The sequence below is a fragment of the Ulvibacterium marinum genome (genome assembly GCF_003626755.1).
Lineage (GTDB): Bacteria > Bacteroidota > Bacteroidia > Flavobacteriales > Flavobacteriaceae > Ulvibacterium > Ulvibacterium marinum.
Map to the genome: position 1 here is coordinate 305,404 of NZ_RBCJ01000004.1, position 21,621 is coordinate 327,024.

17 protein-coding genes and 1 riboswitch are annotated in these 21,621 nt (G+C 40.9%); all 17 genes read right to left on the minus strand.

What is annotated here, in order from left to right:
- Positions 1-19: 19 nt before the first annotated feature.
- The 17 genes from D7Z94_RS20485 to thrA all read right to left on the minus strand — a co-directional run bounded on the left by D7Z94_RS20485 (position 20) and on the right by thrA (position 21,551).
- Positions 20-1,108: a serine hydrolase domain-containing protein gene (locus D7Z94_RS20485; RefSeq protein ID WP_245967268.1), complete on the minus strand. Its 1,089-nt coding sequence runs from the start codon at positions 1,106-1,108 to the stop codon at positions 20-22.
- Between the two features lie 40 nt (positions 1,109-1,148).
- Complete coding sequence (locus tag D7Z94_RS20490; RefSeq protein WP_120713493.1) at positions 1,149-1,898, minus strand: head GIN domain-containing protein; 750 nt, start codon at positions 1,896-1,898, stop codon at positions 1,149-1,151.
- Positions 1,899-2,015: 117 nt separating this feature from the next.
- Positions 2,016-3,113, minus strand: coding sequence for an acyloxyacyl hydrolase (locus tag D7Z94_RS20495; RefSeq protein WP_120713494.1), 1,098 nt, complete (start codon positions 3,111-3,113; stop codon positions 2,016-2,018).
- Positions 3,114-3,333: 220 nt separating this feature from the next.
- Positions 3,334-4,287 (minus strand): methylenetetrahydrofolate reductase [NAD(P)H], encoded by a 954-nt coding sequence (gene metF, locus D7Z94_RS20500; RefSeq protein WP_120713495.1) that lies wholly within the window; start codon positions 4,285-4,287, stop codon positions 3,334-3,336.
- 178 nt (positions 4,288-4,465) lie between these two features.
- On the minus strand, positions 4,466-7,192 hold the full coding sequence (gene metH, locus D7Z94_RS20505; protein WP_120713496.1) for a methionine synthase: 2,727 nt from the start codon (positions 7,190-7,192) through the stop codon (positions 4,466-4,468).
- The gene (locus D7Z94_RS20510; RefSeq protein ID WP_120713497.1) at positions 7,192-7,548 is read right to left on the minus strand and encodes a four helix bundle protein; all 357 of its coding nucleotides are present in this window, start codon (positions 7,546-7,548) and stop codon (positions 7,192-7,194) included. Before D7Z94_RS20510 ends, metH begins: the two co-directional genes overlap by 1 nt.
- A gap of 34 nt (positions 7,549-7,582) precedes the next feature.
- A complete protein-coding gene (locus D7Z94_RS20515; RefSeq protein WP_120713498.1) occupies positions 7,583-8,584 on the minus strand; it encodes a homocysteine S-methyltransferase family protein in 1,002 nt (333 codons plus the stop codon).
- A gap of 86 nt (positions 8,585-8,670) precedes the next feature.
- A riboswitch (SAM riboswitch) is annotated at positions 8,671-8,776 on the minus strand.
- A 152-nt stretch (positions 8,777-8,928) separates the two neighbouring features.
- Positions 8,929-9,990 carry an NAD(P)/FAD-dependent oxidoreductase gene (locus D7Z94_RS20520; protein WP_120713499.1) on the minus strand — a complete coding sequence of 354 codons (1,062 nt, stop codon included), beginning with the start codon at positions 9,988-9,990 and terminating at the stop codon, positions 8,929-8,931.
- Complete coding sequence (cobA, locus tag D7Z94_RS20525; RefSeq protein WP_120713697.1) at positions 9,987-10,811, minus strand: uroporphyrinogen-III C-methyltransferase; 825 nt, start codon at positions 10,809-10,811, stop codon at positions 9,987-9,989. The genes D7Z94_RS20520 and cobA overlap by 4 nt, the downstream gene beginning before the upstream one ends.
- 7 nt (positions 10,812-10,818) lie before the next feature.
- Entirely contained in the window at positions 10,819-12,909 is a 2,091-nt protein-coding gene (locus tag D7Z94_RS20530) for a HEPN domain-containing protein (RefSeq protein ID WP_120713500.1), read from the minus strand.
- Positions 12,910-13,057: 148 nt separating this feature from the next.
- Positions 13,058-14,305 carry a sulfate adenylyltransferase subunit 1 gene (locus D7Z94_RS20535; RefSeq protein ID WP_120713501.1) on the minus strand — a complete coding sequence of 416 codons (1,248 nt, stop codon included), beginning with the start codon at positions 14,303-14,305 and terminating at the stop codon, positions 13,058-13,060.
- 57 nt (positions 14,306-14,362) lie between these two features.
- Positions 14,363-15,301 carry a sulfate adenylyltransferase subunit CysD gene (gene cysD, locus D7Z94_RS20540; RefSeq protein ID WP_394347462.1) on the minus strand — a complete coding sequence of 313 codons (939 nt, stop codon included), beginning with the start codon at positions 15,299-15,301 and terminating at the stop codon, positions 14,363-14,365.
- Between the two features lie 65 nt (positions 15,302-15,366).
- Positions 15,367-15,990 (minus strand): phosphoadenosine phosphosulfate reductase domain-containing protein, encoded by a 624-nt coding sequence (locus D7Z94_RS20545; RefSeq protein WP_120713503.1) that lies wholly within the window; start codon positions 15,988-15,990, stop codon positions 15,367-15,369.
- A gap of 12 nt (positions 15,991-16,002) precedes the next feature.
- Positions 16,003-16,266 carry a DUF2061 domain-containing protein gene (locus D7Z94_RS20550; protein WP_120713504.1) on the minus strand — a complete coding sequence of 88 codons (264 nt, stop codon included), beginning with the start codon at positions 16,264-16,266 and terminating at the stop codon, positions 16,003-16,005.
- A 211-nt stretch (positions 16,267-16,477) separates the two neighbouring features.
- Positions 16,478-16,888, minus strand: a complete 411-nt coding sequence (locus tag D7Z94_RS20555; RefSeq protein WP_120713505.1) for an RrF2 family transcriptional regulator — start codon at positions 16,886-16,888, stop codon at positions 16,478-16,480.
- 86 nt (positions 16,889-16,974) lie between these two features.
- The gene (locus D7Z94_RS20560; RefSeq protein ID WP_120713698.1) at positions 16,975-18,141 is read right to left on the minus strand and encodes a trans-sulfuration enzyme family protein; all 1,167 of its coding nucleotides are present in this window, start codon (positions 18,139-18,141) and stop codon (positions 16,975-16,977) included.
- A 23-nt stretch (positions 18,142-18,164) separates the two neighbouring features.
- Complete coding sequence (thrA, locus tag D7Z94_RS20565) at positions 18,165-21,551, minus strand: bifunctional aspartate kinase/homoserine dehydrogenase I (protein WP_120713506.1); 3,387 nt, start codon at positions 21,549-21,551, stop codon at positions 18,165-18,167.
- Positions 21,552-21,621 lie beyond the last annotated feature (70 nt).

A 21,621-nucleotide genomic window follows, 5' to 3' on the forward strand; every position in this document is an offset into this window, starting at 1 on the left:
AATTGATTTGTTTAAATTTCTATAAAATCCGGGAAGCATGCAAATTTGATAAAACATCTATCACCTTATCCAGCTCGGTTTGTACCTTGGGATCTGTGCAGTTTATCAAAATGGCAAACACCATCTGCTGCTCCGGGTAAACAAAAAAATTGGAATATCCACCCACTCCATTGCCCCTATGACCATAAAAATGTCCGCCGCATTTATCCTCACTTACCTCCCAGCCCAAACCATAATATGTAGAATTGCCATTAATTTTTCCTGAGTTTAAAAATTGTGATACTATTTCTTTATCCACAATCTTATCATCCAAATACGCCTGGCCCAGCTTTGCAATATCCTCCGTAGTAGAAAGGTAACCCCCTCCTGCCATTTTGTAATAGTTATTCACTGGAATAGACTTTCGAAAACCCTTGCGGTTTTTGGAGTAAAACGTGGAAAGGTCGAAGTTGACAGAAGTCCTTCTTCGGTTCATGTCCCAAAAACTGTGGTCAGGTGGGTATTCTGCAAAAGTATGGTCCATTCCTATGGGTAAGAGTACTTTTTGTTTTACATAATCCTCAAAGGCCATACCACTGGCCTCTTGCATGGCAAGTGAGATCAACACCCAATCAAAACTAGTATAGTGATAATTTGTTCCGGGTTGGAAGAGTAGATCATCATCCTTAAAAATTGAGATACTTTCCTTTATGGAATACGATTCGTTGAGTCCATACTCCTTTCCGCGATACCCACGAACGCCTGCAGTATGGCCCGCCAATTGACGAATGGTAAAATCCCATTGTTTTTTAGGGAAGTACGGCACATACGCATAAAATGAGGTATCCAGGTCCATAATGCCCTCATTGACCATATGGGTCAAGGCAGTTGCGGCTATGGGTTTGGAGACACTAGCAATACGAAAAATGGTCTTTGTAGGCTCTACTCGAGTTTTTTGGTCCAAATCGGCATACCCATATCCTTTTTGTAACAGGACTTCACCTTGTTTTAAGACAGTAATGGAAATACCTGGTACCTTGCGTTCATTGACCAAGGCAGCTAAAATGGTATCTGCTTTGGACAAGCCTTGCAATTCACTAACGTTCCCAACCACCTTTTTTCGTGACATGAAATTTTTAAGGAGTTTGAGGATAGGGTTCATTCAGTGGTTATTGAAAAATCAACCGTCCATTAAAAATCTCCTCCATAGCGACCTCTGTAGGTCGGTTAAAACTAATAACGTCTCCCGTACCCTTAATTACTCCCGTCAGGGACAATTGTGGGTTGATGAGCATATCATTGGAACCCCTATGGTTCAAATCGATATTCTCTGCTATTAGGTTTTCTGCCTCGATTCTGGAATCTCCCGCTGCAATATTGAGGTTAAGGTCTTGCACTGCTCCTCTTAATCTGAAATAGGCAATGCCATTAGCGGCCACACTGACGTTTTCAGAATTCACTTCCAAATCAAATTCGCCATCCGTGGTTTCCGTTTCAGGGTTTACAAAGCTCTCGGACAATAAAGTAAGACTTGGATAGGCCAGTATCCCATCGCTCCGAATAGGAAAACCCGTACTGCTTCGAATCTCGGAAATATTGGGAGAGGTAACGTATACCGTAGTCAATCCATATTCTCGAAAAAAGTTACATCCGTTTTCATTGCGCAATAGTAATCGGTCGCCTTCCAAGGTAGCCGTCACCTCTTCCCGAAGAAATTCACCGGTTTCTATTTCTACCTTTTGGATATCACCTTGCTTTAGTACCATATTTATATTTTCAAAAACGGTAATTTTAGAAAAGTTGGGCAGCGTAACTTCTTCTCGGATAATATCACCTGCGTTTTGAAGGCAATCCGGGGCGTTCTCACTGTTGCAACCTAAAATCAGAATACTGCATAATACCCGTATTGGTGAATACATACTCGCCCATAGTCGATTGAAAAAAATTAAATTCCAAATCCTAAATTCCAAAACTTCTGCCTTTTCTATTTCTTACTTCCCACTTCATTTCTTACTTCCAACTTCGTACTTTGTATTTTACAACCGTATGCCTACACCAAATTCCAATGCTTCGGCCTTGGCTCCGTGGGATTTTAGCGTTAACGCACCAAAAACTTTTCTTCCAAAATAGCGTTTTAAGCCTATTCGATTGTACATACGTCCTTCAAAATCGAACGGATAGTATATATAATACCCCAATTGGGTAACCACGGACATTTTATTGATAAAAAGCTCATGTCCCAAAAACAACCCTGCCCTTTTATAATCTGTATTTTCTGCAACTTCCATTTCTGGAAAGGAAGTACTTTGAAACCTAATCAATTCCTTAAGGAAATTGGAAAAGAAGATATCCCCCCCGAATTGGATGGCACTCTTTCTCCCAAGTCGTTTATCTACATAACCCGAAAAAATAAAGAATCCGTATTGGCCCAAATCGATAACATCGCTTTCATTGAGTCCCATGCGAAATGCAACATTGTAGCGAATGGGTTCCGTGACTTTCTCTTTTTCCCTTGGAATGTATTGTACTTCTCCGTCATCACCAAAGGTATATGTAAGTCCGGCATTAAAAGCCAGAGTATTGGTAGAGGTATTGGGTGCCCTAAAATTGGCATTGGAATAATGTAGAAGGGAAATCCCTGCCTTAAAACCCAACCTCTTAAATATGTTTTCCTTATTATAATTTAACATTAAGTACGTGGAACTCAACAAGTGGGATCCGTACGCATTGTTACGAAAGTTTTGATTTTTATCGTAGGGGTTTGTATTGTAGGCAATACCCTGTCCTATTCGAAGTTGTAAGTTCCGCTTGAAAAAATAGAAGTTATAGTGGGCATATAAGCCAAGATTCTCACCTAAAGTACTATTGTTCATATTCTGGTATACAAAGGAGTACCCGATATCCGGATAATTATAGAGTTGCTGCCATTCTTTGTCACCAAAGGTTTTTTGATTGAATCCGACAATAAAACCCGTGGGATGTTCGGTTATTAAATGTGTAATATCAGGATTATGTAGTAGGATAGAACCATAAAACGGGTCAACATCCAAGGTAAATCTTTTAGGACCATCCGTATCTTGAGCGAACGAAAACGAGGCCAAAATCAAAAAAATGGGGAATAACCTTTGGTTCATGGAATGTAAAGGTAAACACGAAATAGGAAATACGAAATTTGAACAGGAAATAAGAATAGCGAAGAACAACGAAAAAGTATAAAAGTGGAAGTGCCAAGCCGAAATCAAAAATCGGTATAGGGACTAAAAAGGTAAGCAGTAAACCGGTGCAGCATTAGCTTTCAATACCACTACCCCTATATTCTAAATCTCAGCATCCCACATCCAATATTGAACAAACCTAAAACACAGCCTCGGCGATTGCCTTTATATTGTCCGATTTTCCCATGGAGTAATAGTGTAATACCGGAACACCCGCCGCTTTTAGTTCCTTGGACTGTTCTATAGCCCATTCTATGCCAACGATCCGCACCGCCTTATTATCCTTACAGACCTCCACGGCATCAATAAGATCCTGAGGCAAATCTATTCGGAATATTGGTGGTAATAGCTGTAAATGCCTTTTTACCGCAATGGGTTTAATTCCGGGGATTATCGGGACATCAATACCTATTGCCCTGGCTTGCTTAACAAATTCAAAATACTTTTTGTTGTCGAAAAACATCTGGGTTACCACATAATCTGCCCCTGCATCCACTTTTTCCTTTAAGCGCTTCAAATCGGTTTTTAGGGATGGGGCTTCCAAATGTTTTTCAGGATAACCGGCTGCACCAATACAGAAATCGGCACAATGATCCGTTTCTACAACTTCATGAAGGTATTCCCCACAGTTGAGGTTTTGGATCTGTCTAATCAAATCAATTGCATAGGGATGACCCCCTTTGGTAGGTTCAAAATATTTTTCCTCCTTCATGGCGTCTCCTCTCAATGCCATTACATTATCTATCCCCAGATAGTGACAGTCTACCAAAAGGTATTCCGTTTCCTCTTTGGTGAACCCTCCACAAAGCACATGGGGAACCGTATCCACGTCGTATTTATGCTTTATTGATGCGCAAATACCAACGGTACCAGGACGCATACGGGTAAGTTTTTTGTCCAACAATCCATCACGATCAATGTATACATATTCCTCTCTAGATGTAGTTACGTCTATAAATGGAGGCTCAAATTCCATTAACGGGTCAATGTTGTTATATAGTTCTTGAATGCTCCGTCCTTTTACCGGAGGTATGATTTCAAAGGAAAATAGAGTGTTCCCGTTTGCTTTTTTGATATGATCTGTGACTTTCATTTTAATTGGTTGTCACCCTAAGCGCTCGCCTGTACACTTTGTCCGGCAGGCAGTCGAAGGGCTGTTTCAGTTATATTTAGTTTCCGTTATATTTTGCATCGGTGTTCCATTGTTCTAAGACAGGGTCAAAGGCTTTGCTATAGTCCTACAAAGACATTTCTAGGGGACTATTTTTATATTAATCATCTGCTATGTTCGGTGCGAGCCATTTGCTTGCTTCTTCAAATGATATCTCCTTTCGTTCAGCAAAATCCTTTACTTGATCTTCCTTTATTTTTCCAAGTCCAAAATATCTTGCTTCTGGATGCCCAAAATAATATCCGCTGACCGATGCTGCCGGCCACATGGCCAAGCTTTCCGTTAACTTTACCCCGATATTTTTTTCAACTTCCAATAGTTTCCAAATCGTTAATTTTTCCAGATGATCCGGACAGGCGGGATAACCTGGTGCAGGGCGTATCCCTTTATACGATTCCTTAATCAATTCCTCGTTGCTTAAATTTTCGTTATTTGCATAGCCCCAATATTGGGTTCTTACTTCCTTGTGCAAGTATTCTGCAAAGGCCTCCGCCAAACGATCGGCCAGTGCCTTCACCATTATTGAACTATAATCGTCATGCTCTTCTTCATAGGCCGTAGCCAGTTCCGAAGTACCGAATCCGGTACTTACGCAAAAACAACCCATATAATCTTGTTTGCCGATTTCTTTGGGAGCAACAAAATCGGATAAAGCAAAATTAGGAACGCCGGCCCGCTTTTTTAATTGTTGCCTTAACGTCCTAAAAATAAATTTTTCGCCCTTGGTCAATACTTCAATATCATCGGTATTGATGGTATTCGCCGGAAACAATCCAAAAATCGCTTTTGCCTTTAACAATTTTTCATTTACAATTTTTCCCAACATTTCCTGGGCATCTTCAAATAACTCGGTTGCTTGTTCACCAACCACATCGTCTGTAAGGATATTAGGATACTTTCCGTGTAAATCCCAACTTCTGAAAAAAGGCGTCCAATCGATATAATCTATTAAAAGAGATAGATCCAAGTTCTCGATAATCTGTACGCCCTTATGGTTAGGCTCGATCAATTCGGTTTCCGCCCAATCGATTTGGAACTTATTTTCTCGTGCTTCATTTAGGGTTAAATACTCTTTTTGCTTGGTGCGTTTTAGAAATTTATTCCGGAATTCCTCATAATCTTCCTTAATACCATTCTTATAGGTTTGCGAAGTCTCCTTCTGAAGTAAATCGCCTACAACCGTAACGGCACGTGAAGCATCGTTGACGTGTACTACCGCATTCTTGTACTGCGGATCTATTTTTACAGCTGTATGTGCCTTGCTGGTTGTGGCACCTCCAATCAACAAAGGAACCTTAAAATCCTGACGTTCCATTTCCTTGGCGAGATGCACCATTTCATCCAGTGACGGCGTGATTAATCCGCTTAACCCTATTACGTCGACCCTTTCTTCAATTGCGATCTTAATTATCTTCTCTGGCGGTACCATTACTCCCAAATCAACTATTTCATAGTTGTTACAAGCCAAAACTACACTTACAATATTCTTCCCGATATCGTGCACATCGCCTTTGACCGTCGCCATTAATATTTTTCCAGCTGAATTGGAATCCCCAACTTGAGGGTTTTTTAATTTCTCCTCCTCAATAAATGGAAGAAGGTAAGCAACCGCCTTTTTCATGACCCTTGCCGATTTTACTACCTGGGGCAAGAACATTTTTCCGCTCCCAAAAAGATCACCGACCACGTTCATTCCGGTCATCAAATGACCTTCGATTACTTCAATAGGTTTATCGACGCTTTGTCGGGCCTCTTCCACATCGGCTTCTATGTATTGGTCAATTCCCTTTACCAACGCACGTGTAATCCTATCTTGTAAGGACTCCTCCCGCCATGATAAATCTACCTTGCTTTCCTTGGCCTTGCCAACAACAGTTTCGGCAAAATCCAACAAACGTTCCGTGGCATCGTCCCTCCGGTTTAAAATGACATCCTCCACGCGCTCTAACAAGTCTTTGGGAATATCGTCATAGACCTCGAGCATTGTTGGATTTACAATACCCATATTCATCCCGGATTTTATGGCATGGTATAGGAACACGGAGTGCATTGCTTCCCTAACCGGGTTATTGCCTCGAAACGAAAACGAAACATTGCTGACCCCTCCGCTAACACTGCAATAAGGAAGGTTCTCACGCACCCATTTGGTAGCTTCGATGAAATCCAATGCATTACGTTTGTGTTCGTCCATTCCCGTAGCGACTGGGAATATATTGAGGTCAAAAATGATATCTTCCGGGGGAAACGCCACCTCGTTTACTAAAATATCGTACGATCGCTTGGAAATTTCAATACGACGATCATAATTATCGGCCTGCCCTACTTCATCAAAAGCCATTACAATGACAGCAGCTCCATAACGTTTTATCAATTTTGCATGCTGAATAAACTCGGCCTCTCCTTCCTTTAGGCTAATGGAATTCACCACACATTTTCCCTGAACTACCTGTAGGCCAGCTTCTATGATATCCCATTTGGAACTATCAATCATAATAGGTACACGGGCAATATCAGGTTCGGCAACTATGAGATTGAGGAATTTTACCATAGCCTCCTTCCCATCGATTAGTCCGTCATCCATGTTGATGTCTATAATCTGGGCACCGCCTTCCACCTGATCTCGAGCCACATCCAAAGCTTCTTCAAACTTCTCCTCCTTTATCAATCGAAGAAATTTCTTAGAACCTGCCACATTGGTTCGCTCCCCAACATTAATGAAATTGCTCTCCGGAGTTACTACTAGTGGTTCAAGACCACTTAATTTTAAGTACTTGGTTGCCTGTTTTCCGTTGTCGGTTGTTGATATGTTGGATTTACCCAATGACATCAATTATTATTTTTATAATATTTGATAAATCCGTTTATAAGTTTTTTGCACTTCAGTATTTGTTTGAGAAACGCCTCAAAATCCTTTTCCTTTAAATATTCTTGGTCCAAAGCTATATACAGTTGAGTTTCCAACTCATACGAAGAACCCCTTGCAATATGTAGAAATTGAATCGTATTGGCCGAAGTCCTTCTCCCGCAACCCTCTGCTATATTCGAAGGTACTGAAATAGCACATCTGCGAATCTGAAGTGTTAACCCATATACTTCGTTCTTTGGAAAATCCTTGGATATCCTATAAACCCAGTTGACTAAAACCCTAGCCTCTTTCCAAACTTCCAACTCTACGTATTCCATACATAAAAACTAATGAAGCATTACCTAAAAATTATCAACCGACAACCATCAACCTCCTTGGTTCATAATCCTTTACCAACTCGGCAATTGCCGATATATGCTCCGGGGTGGTCCCACAACATCCGCCCACGATATTTACAAGTCCTTTTTCCACATATTCCTTAATCTGGGCGGCCATTTGTTCCGGGGATTCATCATACTCACCAAAAGCATTAGGTAGGCCAGCATTGGGATGAGCGGAAATAAAGTGTTCCGATCTACTAGAAACAACTTCAAGGTGAGGCACCAATTGACTGGCTCCCAAGGCACAATTGAACCCAACGGATAAAATGGGAATGTGCGAAATAGAAATTAGAAAAGCTTCGGCAGTCTGCCCGGATAATGTTCTTCCGGAAGCATCGGTAATAGTTCCGCTTACCATAATGGGAACTTCTATCTTTCGTTCTTCCTTTACTTCTTCTATGGCAAACAGAGCTGCCTTGGCATTGAGCGTATCAAAAATAGTCTCTACCAAAAGAATATCCGATCCTCCGTCCAATAATGCCTCAACTTGCTCTTTATAGGCAAGGCGAAGTTCGTCAAAGGAGATCGCTCGAAATCCGGGATCATTTACGTCCGGGGACATACTGGCCGTCTTATTTGTGGGACCAATACTCCCAGCAACGAAACGTGGCTTATGTGGTTCCGAACTGGTAAACTCCTCAGCTACTTTTTTCGCAATTTTGGCCGATTCATAATTAAGTTCATAGACCAATTCTTCCATATGGTAATCGGCCATGGCAATGGTAGTACCGGAAAACGTGTTGGTCTCCACAATATCGGCTCCAGCTGCAAAGTATTTTCGATGAACTTCGGCAATGGCTTCATGCTGGGTCAAAGACAACAAATCATTATTGCCTTGTAACGGATGTTTCCAATCCTTAAAACGCTGTCCCCGAAAATCCGGTTCGGTAAACTTATAACGTTGGAGCATTGTACCCATAGCTCCGTCCAATACCAAAATGCGTTCTTGAAGTATATCCTGAATTTTTTTCATATCAAATATTTAGTACGATGTATAAAATCGCACATAAAAAAAGTTAGCAAGGAAAGGAAATAAATATTGGACAAAAGCTATAGTCCTTGTTATCTGTCACGACATTGTCGTGATAGAATGTAGCACCTTCTTTACGGGAAAGGGTTGCTAAGGTTTCATAGGGTCTAGTCCCTCCACCTTTCTTGATAACGATTTCAATTTTTTAATGAACTGGTACAAAGTAACGCTAAGGGACCCTTAAATGCAAGTAATCCCACGTTTTTTTAACATAAAGCGTTTAGGAAAAACCCTCTAACAAAATAGTTAGAGGGCTAGAAATTCAAATAAGAATAGAAAGACCAATATTATAAAATGCTCTGCACTACTTCTCTTTTGGCTTCCTTTTTGGTGCCGTCAAAACCTTGAACTCCGCCTACAGTGGTATATTTCATTACGTAGCGCTTATCCGGGTTTATAATCTGATAAGCATATTGACACATGACGGCGGCCTCATGAAAGCCTGACAGGATGAGCTTTAATTTGCCCTCATAGGTGTTAACATCACCAATTGCAAATACCCCAGGAATGTTGGTCTGGTAGTCCTTGGCATTATTTACCTTAATCGCATTTTTTTCAATTTCAAGGCCCCAATCTCCTATGGGCCCTAACTTTGGCGACAGGCCAAACAAAGGGATGAAATTATCAGTCTCCACATAGGTTTCGCCTTTGGCCACATCATTATGCTTTATTACTACAGCTTCTAAGTGCTCATCTCCGTAAAGTTTTTTCACTTCGGCCTCCGTATAGAGTTTTATTTTTCCCAATTTGGCCAACTCCGAAGCTTTTTCGACAGAATCCAGAGCTCCTCGGAATTCATTCCTTCGGTGCACCAATGAAACTTCAGAGGCTACATCGGCCAAGAAAATAGCCCAATCCAATGCAGAATCACCACCACCGGCAATCACTACTTTTTTATTGCGATATACTTCAGGGTCCTTAACAATATAGGCAACGCCTTTGTCCTCAAAATCCAATATATTTTCAATGGGAGGTTTGCGGGGCTCAAAAGATCCCAATCCACCCGCAATAACAACTACAGGTGCCTGATGTTTTGTTCCTTTGTTTGTGGTGACAATAAACGAACCATCTTCTTGTTTATCTAAAGTCTCCGCTCGTTCGCCCAGGGTAAATCCGGGGGCAAAGGGTTTAACTTGTTCCATGAGGTTGTCCACCAATTCGCCAGCCAAAATTTCCGGAAAAGCCGGAATATCGTAAATGGGTTTTTTAGGATAGATTTCGGAACACTGGCCTCCAGGTTGTGGCAACGCATCAATTAGATGGGTCTTAAGCTTCAACAATCCGGCTTCGAATACCGTGAATAGTCCTGTGGGACCTGCTCCTATAATAATGATATCTGTTTTAATCATACTTCTAAACTTAATTCGTTTATATTACCTAGGACAACTTTTTGAGTGAATGCCCTATGATTTACAACTTCACCAATGATAATAATGGCGGGATTGGCTAATTTCTCTTCTTGAACTACGTCCACAATGGTATCAATTGTTCCTATGCCAATTTTTTCATCTTTTCGGGTTCCATTTTGGATAATTGCTACAGGAGTTTCCGATTTTCCCTCCTTTTTAAAAAGTGCAACAATTTCAGGGAGTTTGGACATCCCCATTAAGATGACTACAGTTGCACTGGATTTTGCAGCCAGATGCACATCTTGGGACAATTTATGTTCCTTGGTAGTCCCTGTAATTACCCAAAAGCTTTCAGCTGAATTTCGTTTTGTAACTGGTATATTCTGTGCTGCTGGTACGGAAATACAGGAGGAAATTCCAGGTATCATAGCTGTTTGTATCCCATAGTTTGCAGCATGTTCCATCTCCTCCGCGCCTCGACCAAAAACAAAAGGGTCTCCTCCTTTTAATCGTACCACATGCCCATGGGTTCTGGCCCGAGTAACGATCAATTCATTTATCTGTTCCTGTTGATAGGCATAACATCCCTTACGTTTGCCCACAAAAATATGCTCTGCCTTTGTGGCATATTCCAGTAATTCCGGATTTACCAAAGCATCGTATAGAACTACGTCGGCCTTGCTCAATGCTTTGATAGCTTTTAAAGTTATAAGCTCCGAGTCTCCGGGACCCGCACCTATCACAGTGAAAAAGGGTTTCCCTTTACCATTTGAAGAAATTTTGGTATAGCCCTTTTTTGATATGTTGTTTTCCAAATTCATTTTTTGGCTATACTTCAGCAAGTTCCAATTTCCTTAACTTCTCTACCGCTTTCAAAAATCCTTTGGCATCTTCCAAATAATTTTTGGCAAAGGCTTCGGAAGGCTCCTTTTGATTCAATTGTAAAACTAGTTCCTCAAATCCCTTACCCAAATCAATTCTTCCTGATGCTACAAACTTTTCATCAAAATCCATAATGATACCGGAATGAGTATTAACCTTTACATTCTCGGCAGTAAGTAGGGCTTTTGCTGAATTGACCATGGAGGAATAGGAATAGTAGATACTTGCCGCCCATTTCCCTTCGTTAAAAGTGTCTCCAGCGCTTTGAATTTTCTCTTCGCTTTCAAAAAGTAAAGTAGCAATCAAGTCAATGACTACCCCTGCACATTCGCCTATGCCGATAGCCTTTTTGTAACGTTCCGTTGTTCCCCAATCAATAAAATCTTCCGGGGCAAGGTTATCTATCTCGGTCAGGGGCTTCAAAAAATCATAAAAATATATTTGTCCCTTCTCTTCATAATAATCAGCATAAGTAGCACCATTGCCATTTGCGTTATAATCATCTAGAATCAACCTAAGTGCCTGTGGGCCTCTTTTGCTGGGTATTTTAATCACTTTGTCGGCAAAACGTCCATTGCCATTGCCATCATTTCCGCCGCCTAACAATACTTGCAAAGCAGGCGCAACCAATTTATCCTTGGTACGGATACTCATCCCTTGAAACCCTATGTTTGCCATATTGTGCTGACCGCAAGCATTCATACAACCACTAATCTTAATGACCACATCCGGATTCTGAATATAATTGGGATACTCTTTTTTTATTACTCTTTCCAGCTCTTCGGCTATACCTGTACTACTTGCAATGCCTAAATTGCAGGTATCCGTTCCCGGACAAGCCGTGATATCTGCAGCCTTATTGTAACCGGCCTCCGTAAACCCTAATTTTTCCAACTCCGTGTAGAAAAATGGTATTGATTTTTCCTTTACATAAGGAATCAGGATGTTTTGACGAAGTGATAATCGAATTTCGCCGGCTGCATAATTTTCAACCAAATCCGCCAACAACCTTGCCTTATTCGTATAAAAATCACCCAACAATACCTTGATACCAATAGCCACATAGCCTTTTTGCTTTTGGGAAACCAAATTGGTAGATTTCCACTTTTCAAAGGCAGCTTCATCTTGCACTACCACTTCCGGTACCGATTTTTCCGAAATAACGGTTTTGGGATAGGCTTGGGCATCAATGGGATACGACGTATGGGGAACCGCTTTTTGTTCCTTCTGCAACAATTCCTTAAATCCATCCAGGCCGATATCCTTCAATAAGAATTTCATCCGAGCCTTGGCCCTACTTTTACGTTCACCGTAACGATCAAAAACCCGGATTACACCGTCCATTAACGGGATGATTTTATCAGATGGGAGAAACTCGAACAATACATCACCATGCCTTGGTTGAGAGCCCAATCCACCACCAATCAAAACTTTGAAACCTCTAACCCCGTCTTGAATTTTTGCAATAAAACCAAGGTCGTGCATATAGGAAAGCCCCGTATCGGCATCACTAGCCGAAAAGGAAACCTTGAACTTACGTCCCATTTCCTGACCTATGGGATTTCTAAGAAAATACTCAAACAAGGCATGGGCGTATGGAGAAACATCGAATGGCTCGTCTACATCTATTCCCGCAGTTTCACTGGCAGTAACATTCCGTACCGTATTCCCACAGGCCTCGCGTAGTGTAACATCATCTCTTTCCAGCTCTGCCCATAGCTCAGGTGTACGTTCCAAATCGACATAATGTATTTGAATATCCTGGCGGGTCGTAATATGCAAACGACCTCTGGAATATTCATCCGAAACATCGGATATCCTGCGCAATTGATTGGAAGTTACCTTTCCATAGGGCAGTTTAATACGTACCATCTGAACACCTTGTTGTCTTTGACCATAGACGCCACGTGCTAGGCGGAGACTCCGGAATTTCTCTTCATCCAGGTTCCCTTCCTTGAACTCCCTTATTTTTCTTTCCAGTTCTATGATATCCTTTTCTACTACTGGATTCTCTATTTCAGTTCTAAAGCTTTGCATATTTCGAATTCTGATCTTTGTATATTCTAATTTGAATTTATTTCCATTTTGCCTATAGGATTTATAGGAATTAAGACTGTTTTTATTAATATTTCACAATAAACCTCTCCCATAGCAATTTCCTTTCTAATCAGGAAAAATCAGCTTTTTAATTAATAAATCCTACCCCGGCGGTATTATTGGTCCGGGTATCCAGCAAGATAAACGAACCGTTGGTCCTATGTGCCTTAAAAGCATCATAAAAAATTGGTCTGTTCAATCTAAACTTTACCCGAGCGATATCATTCATCCCCAGTGCTGTCACTCCTTCTTCTATCCCAGAATAATCCGGAAGAATTTTGTGTTCGATACTGTCCACTTTTGCCAGCACCTTGTTTATACCATGCTGAACAATATATTTACCCCCGGCCGTCAACTTCTCGGAATCCATCCATGAAACCGTTGCGGTAAATTGCTTATCAATAGTGGGTAAATCACCGACCTTTGCCAACATATCCCCTCTGCTTACGTTTACTTCGTCTTCCAACGTAATGGTCACCGAGGAACGTCTTGGTGCAGTTTTGTATTTTTTATCGTAAAAATAAATGCCCTTGATTCTGGATTTGGTCATCGATGGCAAAATGACTACCTCATCACCAACGCTGAGTTCCCCTCCATAAACTTTACCTGCAAATCCCCGAAAATCATGGAAATCATCCGTTTTAGGCCGAATAACATATTGAACCGGGAAACGTGGTGTCCCTATGTTATAAATATCCTGCAAGTCCAACTCCTCTAAATGTTCCAAAAGTGTCTGTCCGTCATACCATGGGGTATTTTCGGAATGATTCACGACATTGTCACCCTTAAGAGCACTTACCGGAATAAAGGTTATTTTCTGATCTTCATAATCCCTTTTTTGCATCAGTTGCTCAAAATCGGATTTGATTTCATTATATCTTTCCTCCGAAAAATCTACCAAATCCATTTTGTTTATGGCAACCACCACATCTTTTACCCGTAACAAGTTATTGATAAAAAAGTGTCGATTGGTTTGTTCTATAACCCCTTTTCGGGCATCGATCAAAATAATGGCCGCCTGTGAAGTGGAAGCGCCTGTCACCATGTTCCGTGTATATTCCACGTGTCCAGGCGTATCCGCAATGATATAACTTTTAGATGCCGTGGAAAAATAGATATGGGCTACATCTATGGTTATGCCCTGTTCACGTTCGGCCACCAGGCCATCCGTTGCCAAAGAGAAATCCAGATAATCATAACCTTTAAGTTTACTGGTTTTTTCTATGGCTTCCAGCTTATCATCCGTCAACGATTTGGTATCGTACAGCAATCTTCCGATCAAGGTACTCTTACCGTCATCCACACTTCCTGCCGTTGCTATTTTTAGTACTTCCATTTTCTAGTTGATAGTCTATAGTTACCCATGCATTAATACAATGAACTAAAGACAATTTTAAAAATATCCTTGTTGTTTTCTCTTTTCCATAGCTGCTTCGGATCTCTTATCATCTATACGAGCTCCTCTTTCGGAAATCTTGGAATCTCGTATTTCCGATACCACTTTATCGATGGTGTCAGCATATGATTCCACGGCCGCCGTACAACTCATATCCCCGACAGTCCTAAAACGGACCATGCGTTCCTCTACGGTTTCATCTTCCGCGCGGAAGACTACATCGTCCTCAGCAGACCAAATAAGCCCGTCCCTTAAAAAAGTATTGCGCTTATGTGCAAAATAAATGGATGGAATCTCAATATTCTCCTTCTGGATATAGCTCCAAACATCAAGTTCGGTCCAATTACTTATGGGAAATACCCTTACATTTTGCCCCATTTCAATCTGTCCGTTCAACATATCGAACAATTCGGGGCGTTGGTTTTTTTCGTCCCACTGGCCAAAATCGTCCCGTACGGAGAAAATGCGCTCCTTGGCCCGAGCTTTTTCCTCATCCCTTCGGGCACCTCCTATACAGGCATCAAATTTGAACTCTTCAATGGCATCCAAAAGCGTTGTGGTCTGCAAAATATTTCGACTGGCGTATTTACCGGTTTCTTCCACTACTTTGCCCTGGTCTATGGAATCCTGAACATTACGCACAATAAGTTCCACACCCAATTCCTTCACCAATTTATCACGAAATTCAATCGTTTCCGGAAAGTTATGGCCCGTATCTATATGCATTAATGGAAAAGGAATTTTAGCAGGCCAGAAAGCTTTCTGTGCCAAACGCACAAGTGTTATGGAGTCTTTCCCCCCAGAAAACAACAACACGGGTCGTTCAAACTGCGCGGCTACTTCCCGCATAATGTATATAGCCTCGTGCTCCAGGGCATTCGCATTGGGCCTATCCCCGCTTTTAAATGTTCCTGTGGATTGTATTTCTTCTAGTATTGTTTCCAAATTAACTCTTTTAGAGACCCCTTGATTTCGCTAGAGGTAACATTATGTATTTTTAATTATGTATGTAATCCACATTCCCGGTTTTCCAAAACCTTGGTAGGATCAAAATATTTATGTTCGTTGGGTAAATCCCTCTCATCCAAATAGGCATCTAATTGGGTGTCGCTCCAATAGTAAAAGGGACTCACCTTTAAAACCCCATCTTTGCTCAAGCTCAAAATATCCAAACTATCCCTGAGTGCCGTCTGTCCTTTTCGTAAATTTGTAAACCATACATCGGGCTTATGTGCCTCCATAGCCCTCCGGAAGGGTTCCAATTTTACTTGCTCAGTGAATTCACGGTGTTTTGGATCGTCTATTTGAGGAATCCCCATAATGACGTCCCGATGTGCCGAAGTCTGTTTTGGAACATATAAATCGATATGTAGTTTAAGCCTATCTATCAATTCCTCCGCATGTTTATAGGTATTTGGCGTGTTATACCCAGTGTCACACCAAATTACGGGAATGTTATCCTTTACCTCGGAAACAGCATTAAGGATAGCAACTTCATAAGGGCGAAAATTGGTGGTCACTACAGGCCTCTCGGCATTCTTAACGGCCCAGGAAATAATTTCTTCCGGGGGAATGCCTTTAAATTGCACATTAAGATTCTTTATTTGTTGTTGCGTAAAAGCCATAATTCTTTAAAATTACTTACCCCAACCGATCCGGTTCCAAATCCTTTCATGAAAAAAGTACAAAAACATTTTGGTCACAAAGTCAATAGAGGCAATAGATGCCGCCAGGACCACCTTTCCTGTGAACAGGTATGAGACCAAAAGGGTATCTAAAGTACCAATAACACGCCAACTTATAGCCTTTGCAATACTTCGTATCGGTTTCTCCGATTTTTTGTCCTCCTTATAGTTGCTCTTAGTGGACTTTTTATCTAAAATCAATTGATCTGCAATCATGAAAAAAACTGTTTTCGAATTAGTCTAGTGATTTAATAGGAATTCAAAAATAAGATTATTTCTTTAACTAAGACGTTAAAAGTTGCTAAATATTACTTTTACCCTATCGATTTAGTAGATTATTTGTTATTTGCTACATATATTGAAGAAATTCAGATCATTTTATGGAAGTTTTGAGAATTTAAAATGAAGAGATATTGGTTTTCCTTTATTATAAAAGAATATCTGCAAGGGTATTGTTACGGTATACTTCCAGATTAGCATCCCTTACCTGCAACATCAGTTTATTTACAGAGCAAGCGTTCTCGTCCGGGCAATCCGAACATTTTTCATAAAAATTAAGGCTAACACAGGGGACCATGGCAATCGGGCCTTCTAGAATTCGCATTACATCGGTCATCAGAATTTCAGAAGGTTTTTTGATCAAATAATAACCTCCTCCTTTTCCTTTTTTAGAACCCAAAAATCCTGTCTTTCGCAAAGTAAGCAAAATACTTTCCAAAAACTTTTGTGAAATGTTCTCCTGTTTCGCTATTTCGGCAATCTGAACCGGACTATTGTCCTGTTGGGATGCCAAATATGCCAGTGCTTTTAGTCCGTATTTGGTTTTTTTGGAGAGCATTGTACGAAGATAGGGAAAATTAACATTTTGGAATTTCCTGGGCCTAATGGGTTAAGGTTGAGGAAGAAGTCAATTTGCCCTTAGTTTTATCCCAATGCTTGATCAATATCGGAAATGATATCGTCTATGTGCTCTAATCCAACGGATATCCTCACCATACCATCTGTAATTCCCGTTTCCAAACGCTCTTCACTAGAGAGCTTGCTATGGGTGGTAGAAGCGGGATGGGTAATTATACTCCTAGAATCTCCCAGATTAGCCGACAACGATAGTAATTCAATAGCATCAAAAAACTTTCGACCTGCTTTTAATCCCCCCTTAACTTCAAAGGCCACAACACAACCCCCTGCTTTCATCTGTTTTTTAGCCAATTCATGGTTAGGATGCGATTTTAGAAAGGGGTACTTTACCCAATTCACTTTTTCGTGTCCTTCCAAAAATTCCGCTAGTTGCAATGCATTGGAACAATGCCGATCTACCCTTACCGCCAAGGTTTCCAAACTTTTGGACAATACCCACGCATTGAAAGGGGAAAGAGCCGGACCGGTTATTCTTGAGAATTGATAAATCCTATCTATAAATTCCTTTTTTCCAACTGTTATCCCCGCCATTACCCTTCCCTGACCGTCCATAAGTTTGGTGCCGGAATGGATGACCAAATCCGCCCCAAATTGAATGGGGCGCTGTAAATAAGGTGTAGCAAAGCAATTATCTATAACAAATATGAGATTATGCTTTTTGGCAATATCTCCCAATACTTCCAAATCCAAAATATCTACCCCGGGATTCGTCGGTGATTCGGCATATATCAGTTTAGTCCTTGGGGTAATTAATTTCTCAACCTGATCTAATTCATCAAACTTGAAATAGCTATGGTCTATGTTCCATCTTGGGAAAAAATTAGTGAAGAGGGAATGGGTTGATCCAAAAATACTTCGAGCAGAAAGAATATGGTCTCCACTATTCAGCAAAGCGGCAAAAGTAGAAAAGACGGCGGCCATACCGGATGCAAAAGCAAAACCGTCCTCGGCGCCTTCCATTTGGCATACTTTATTTATAAACTCCGATGAATTGGGATTGGCATATCTAGAGTAAATATTTCTATCCTTTTCCTCCGCAAAGGAAGCCCGCATGTCCTCGGCATCCTCAAAAACAAAGCTTGAGGTCAAGTATATAGGATTGGAATGCTCCAGAAATTGTGAACGCTCTATCTGTGTTCGGATAGCAGTGGTCTCAAATTTTTTTTCCTTCATTTTAGCAACTCTCATTCATTGGTTCATCCTTTTTCGGCAATGCGCAAAATATCTCCAAAAACCCCCCTTGCAGTAACCGCCGCACCAGCTCCGGCGCCTTGTATTACCAATGGGTGTTTCCCATAGGACTCCGTATAGATCTCTATGATGGAATCGGAACCTTTAACCTGGCCCAGGGCGCTCTCCTTGGGAACGGAAATCAGTTTTACATCCAAAATGCCTTTTTCTTTCTGCAAGTCTCCGTGTAAATCCCCTACATAACGAAGTACGTGGCCTGGTTTCTGATTTTTCTTTATTTCATTAAATTTATCATCCAACACATCTAAATTCTTCAGAAACTCTTCTACGGTTCCTTTTTGCAATACCGTAGGAATTAGATTTTGGATCTTGATATCCGAGAACTCATTGCTCAATTCAAGTTCCCGTGCCAAAATCAGGAGTTTTCTACCAACATCGTTGCCCGAAAGGTCCTCCCTTGGATCCGGTTCGGTAAAACCCTTGTGAATGGCGTCTTTGAGGATATTCGAAAATGGAGCTTTAACATCAGAAAATGTATTAAAAATATAACTCAAGGAGCCCGAAAAAACTCCTTTGATACGGGTAATGTTTTCCCCGGATAAGTGCAATAATTTTATGGTGTCGATGAGTGGGAGACCGGCACCTACATTGGTCTCATATAAGTATTGCTTTTGGTTTTTGTCCAGTTCTTCGCGTAGCAGTTGATAATAATCGAATCCGAGCGTATTCGCTATTTTGTTTGATGAAACCAAATCGAAGCCATTGTCCACAAAATCGAAATAATTCGCTACAAAATCCTCACTTGCCGTATTGTCAACAGCAATCAAATTTTCTAAATGGTTTTTTTTGGCGAATTCGAAAACATTGGACAGTATGTATTTTTGACCTTTTTCCTTAACTGCGGTCTTCCAATTTTTTGGTGCACCATTTTTGTTTAATAGAATCTTTCGGGAATTGGCTACAGCAAAGACATTCAAATCAATCCCTTTTCGTTCCTCGATTTTTTTGGAGGATTTTAAAATCTGATCGATCAAGGTTCCCCCGACATTGCCGTGTCCAAAAATGGCCAGATTAACTTTTTTACTGATTCCAAAAACTTGACCGTGCATTACATTTAGGGCTTTGTTCAAGTCCTGTTTTTTTACAACCAGACTTACATTCTTTCCAGAAATAGTATTATTGAACAGAAGCGGGACAATTTGGTTTTTGATCAGTGCGTTATAGGGTTTGTGGAATGTGCTTAGATCCTGACCCACAATGGAGACAACCGAAACATCATCAACCACGGTTATCGTATTGATATCCTTGGACTTGTAATCACTCTTAAACTCTTCATCCAAGGCCTTCTTAGCCCTTTGTGCCTTATTCCTTTTAACCACTAGACCAATACCTCTTTCTGAAGATCCCTGGGAAATGATACTTACATTGACATTGTGCTGTTCCAAGGTTTTGAAGATACGCGCATCTATTCCTATTTTTCCCAAAAGACCCCTACCTTCTAAATTGATAAGTGAAACATCCTCTATTACGGAAAGTGATTTAATTCCTTCCTTGCTAGATTTGGCACTAATTAGCGTTCCCTCATTATCATCGTTGTACGTATTGAGGATACGTAACGGAATATTTTTTTCAATTAACGGAATAATAGTCTTGGCGTGTAAAATTGTGGCTCCAAAATTAGCTAATTCATTGGCCTCGGAATAGGAAAGGTTGGCAATTCGTCTGGCTTCCGGGACCAAATCCGGGTTAGCGGTAAAAATTCCGTCAACGTGCGTATAATTCTGAAGTTCCTCCGCATCTAAAAAATTGGCCAGCAAGGCAGCGGTATAATTGCTTCCGTTCCTTCCCAAAGTCGTGGTCTCCCCATCAACAGTCGATGCAATAAAACCCGTAATAATAGCCACACTCCCATAATCTAATTCCGAAAACCGAAGAAGTACGTTTTCCCTTGAGACATCCTCCAATAGTTTAGCGTCACCAAAGGTGTCGTCCGTCTTTATTAAGGATCTAGAATCAAGCAACTGTGCATTCACTCCCTTGCCAATGAGCAACTTGGTTATCAATTTGGCGGAGATTAATTCTCCATACGCTAATACCTCATCTTTAATTTTGGCACTATAGTCCCCTAGAAGCGAAACTCCTTCGAACAACTTGGCTAATTCCTTAAATTCAGAGGATAAATTTACATTGGCAAATGTATGTTTTTGGTATTTTTCAAAGGCTTCAAAATCCTTATGGTAATCTATATTGTTGGCGGCCTTCTCCAAAATAGTCTCCAATTGATCCGTGGCTTTTTCTCTTGCGGAAAGTACCACGGCAACGTTTTCACCGGCCTTTACTTTAGAGGAGATAATTTCCAATACGCGTCCCAAACCTTCACCATTACTCAAGGACTTACCGCCAAACTTGAGGATTTTAATTTTTTTTGATTTGCCGTTCTTGATAAAGATTCCACGGAGCAGTTTTTGCATCTGTTCGAACTCTATCAAAAAAGCATCATGTCCGTGAAGCGATTGTACTTCTCCATAGGTGACATTACTATTGGCCTGGGCCAAACGCTTAAAGGTCTCTTTATTCTCCTTGGCCGTAAAGAACAGATCAGAATCTACCCCGACGATATGAATGTTGGTCTCACTGTTCTCCAGTTCTTTGAAGGCCTTATCATCGTTACGGGTAATATCTATGGTCTTCAATAACTGGTTCATTAACTTATAGGCCGATAATTGAAATCGTTCCTGCAGTTTCTTTCCGTGGTGCATTAACCAGCTTTCCACATTGAAGACCTGAAGCTCTTCATTGGTACTTCTTTGAAACCGTTCTTTAAAAGACTCCGGAGTACGATAGCAAAGCATAGCGTGCATACGTGCATCATGTACAGGTTGCTTGGAGTTTACCAAAAACTGTTCTTGAATCTGGCAATTGGCAATAAGCCAGTCCGTAGACTTCCAATCGGAAGCAACCGGGATTAGATGCTCAGTAATACTAGGGTCTATCGCAGCCATTTCCCAAGCGATGCCACCACCCAATGAACCACCGATAATAGCATACAATTTTTTTATTTTGAGCTGTTCCAGGCCCATTAGGAACATTTGGGCAACATCCCCAGCCACAAAGTCCTTGTAATTGTCAATTACAAATCCGTCATAACCGTTTCCTGGAATGTTGAACGAAAGTATGGTATAGGTAAGTGTATCAATACATTTCCCTTCCCCTATAAGGGCCGACCACCAACCATCATCACCGGTTACATTGGAATTGCCCGTAAGTGCATGGTTGACCAGGACAACAGGCGCCTCGTGCAATGGCTTTCCAAAGAACTGATAGGATAGTTGAATCTCCTGGGAGACACCGCTGAGGGTAGTGAATGTACTTAACTTTAAATGCTTTAGCATAGGAAAGCCTTGGTCGTTACTATTTGGGTCTTTGTTTTAAATTTTTGGAACTTCCATGATAATAAATTGT

Coding starts and splice junctions, on each gene's coding strand:
- D7Z94_RS20515 (WP_120713498.1), bottom strand. CDS start 8,584: ATGAAAAAAATTCAGGATATACTTCAAGAACGCATTTTGGTATTGGAC.
- D7Z94_RS20550 (WP_120713504.1), bottom strand. CDS start 16,266: ATGATTGCAGATCAATTGATTTTAGATAAAAAGTCCACTAAGAGCAAC.
- D7Z94_RS20530 (WP_120713500.1), bottom strand. CDS start 12,909: ATGCAAAGCTTTAGAACTGAAATAGAGAATCCAGTAGTAGAAAAGGAT.
- D7Z94_RS20545 (WP_120713503.1), bottom strand. CDS start 15,990: ATGGCTTTTACGCAACAACAAATAAAGAATCTTAATGTGCAATTTAAA.
- D7Z94_RS20510 (WP_120713497.1), bottom strand. CDS start 7,548: ATGGAATACGTAGAGTTGGAAGTTTGGAAAGAGGCTAGGGTTTTAGTC.
- metF (WP_120713495.1), bottom strand. CDS start 4,287: ATGAAAGTCACAGATCATATCAAAAAAGCAAACGGGAACACTCTATTT.
- D7Z94_RS20560 (WP_120713698.1), bottom strand. CDS start 18,141: ATGAAGGAAAAAAAATTTGAGACCACTGCTATCCGAACACAGATAGAG.
- thrA (WP_120713506.1), bottom strand. CDS start 21,551: ATGCTAAAGCATTTAAAGTTAAGTACATTCACTACCCTCAGCGGTGTC.
- cobA (WP_120713697.1), bottom strand. CDS start 10,811: ATGAATTTGGAAAACAACATATCAAAAAAGGGCTATACCAAAATTTCT.
- D7Z94_RS20520 (WP_120713499.1), bottom strand. CDS start 9,990: ATGATTAAAACAGATATCATTATTATAGGAGCAGGTCCCACAGGACTA.
- metH (WP_120713496.1), bottom strand. CDS start 7,192: ATGTCATTGGGTAAATCCAACATATCAACAACCGACAACGGAAAACAG.
- D7Z94_RS20490 (WP_120713493.1), bottom strand. CDS start 1,898: ATGTATTCACCAATACGGGTATTATGCAGTATTCTGATTTTAGGTTGC.
- D7Z94_RS20495 (WP_120713494.1), bottom strand. CDS start 3,113: ATGAACCAAAGGTTATTCCCCATTTTTTTGATTTTGGCCTCGTTTTCG.
- D7Z94_RS20555 (WP_120713505.1), bottom strand. CDS start 16,888: ATGCTCTCCAAAAAAACCAAATACGGACTAAAAGCACTGGCATATTTG.
- D7Z94_RS20485 (WP_245967268.1), bottom strand. CDS start 1,108: ATGTCACGAAAAAAGGTGGTTGGGAACGTTAGTGAATTGCAAGGCTTG.
- D7Z94_RS20535 (WP_120713501.1), bottom strand. CDS start 14,305: ATGGAAGTACTAAAAATAGCAACGGCAGGAAGTGTGGATGACGGTAAG.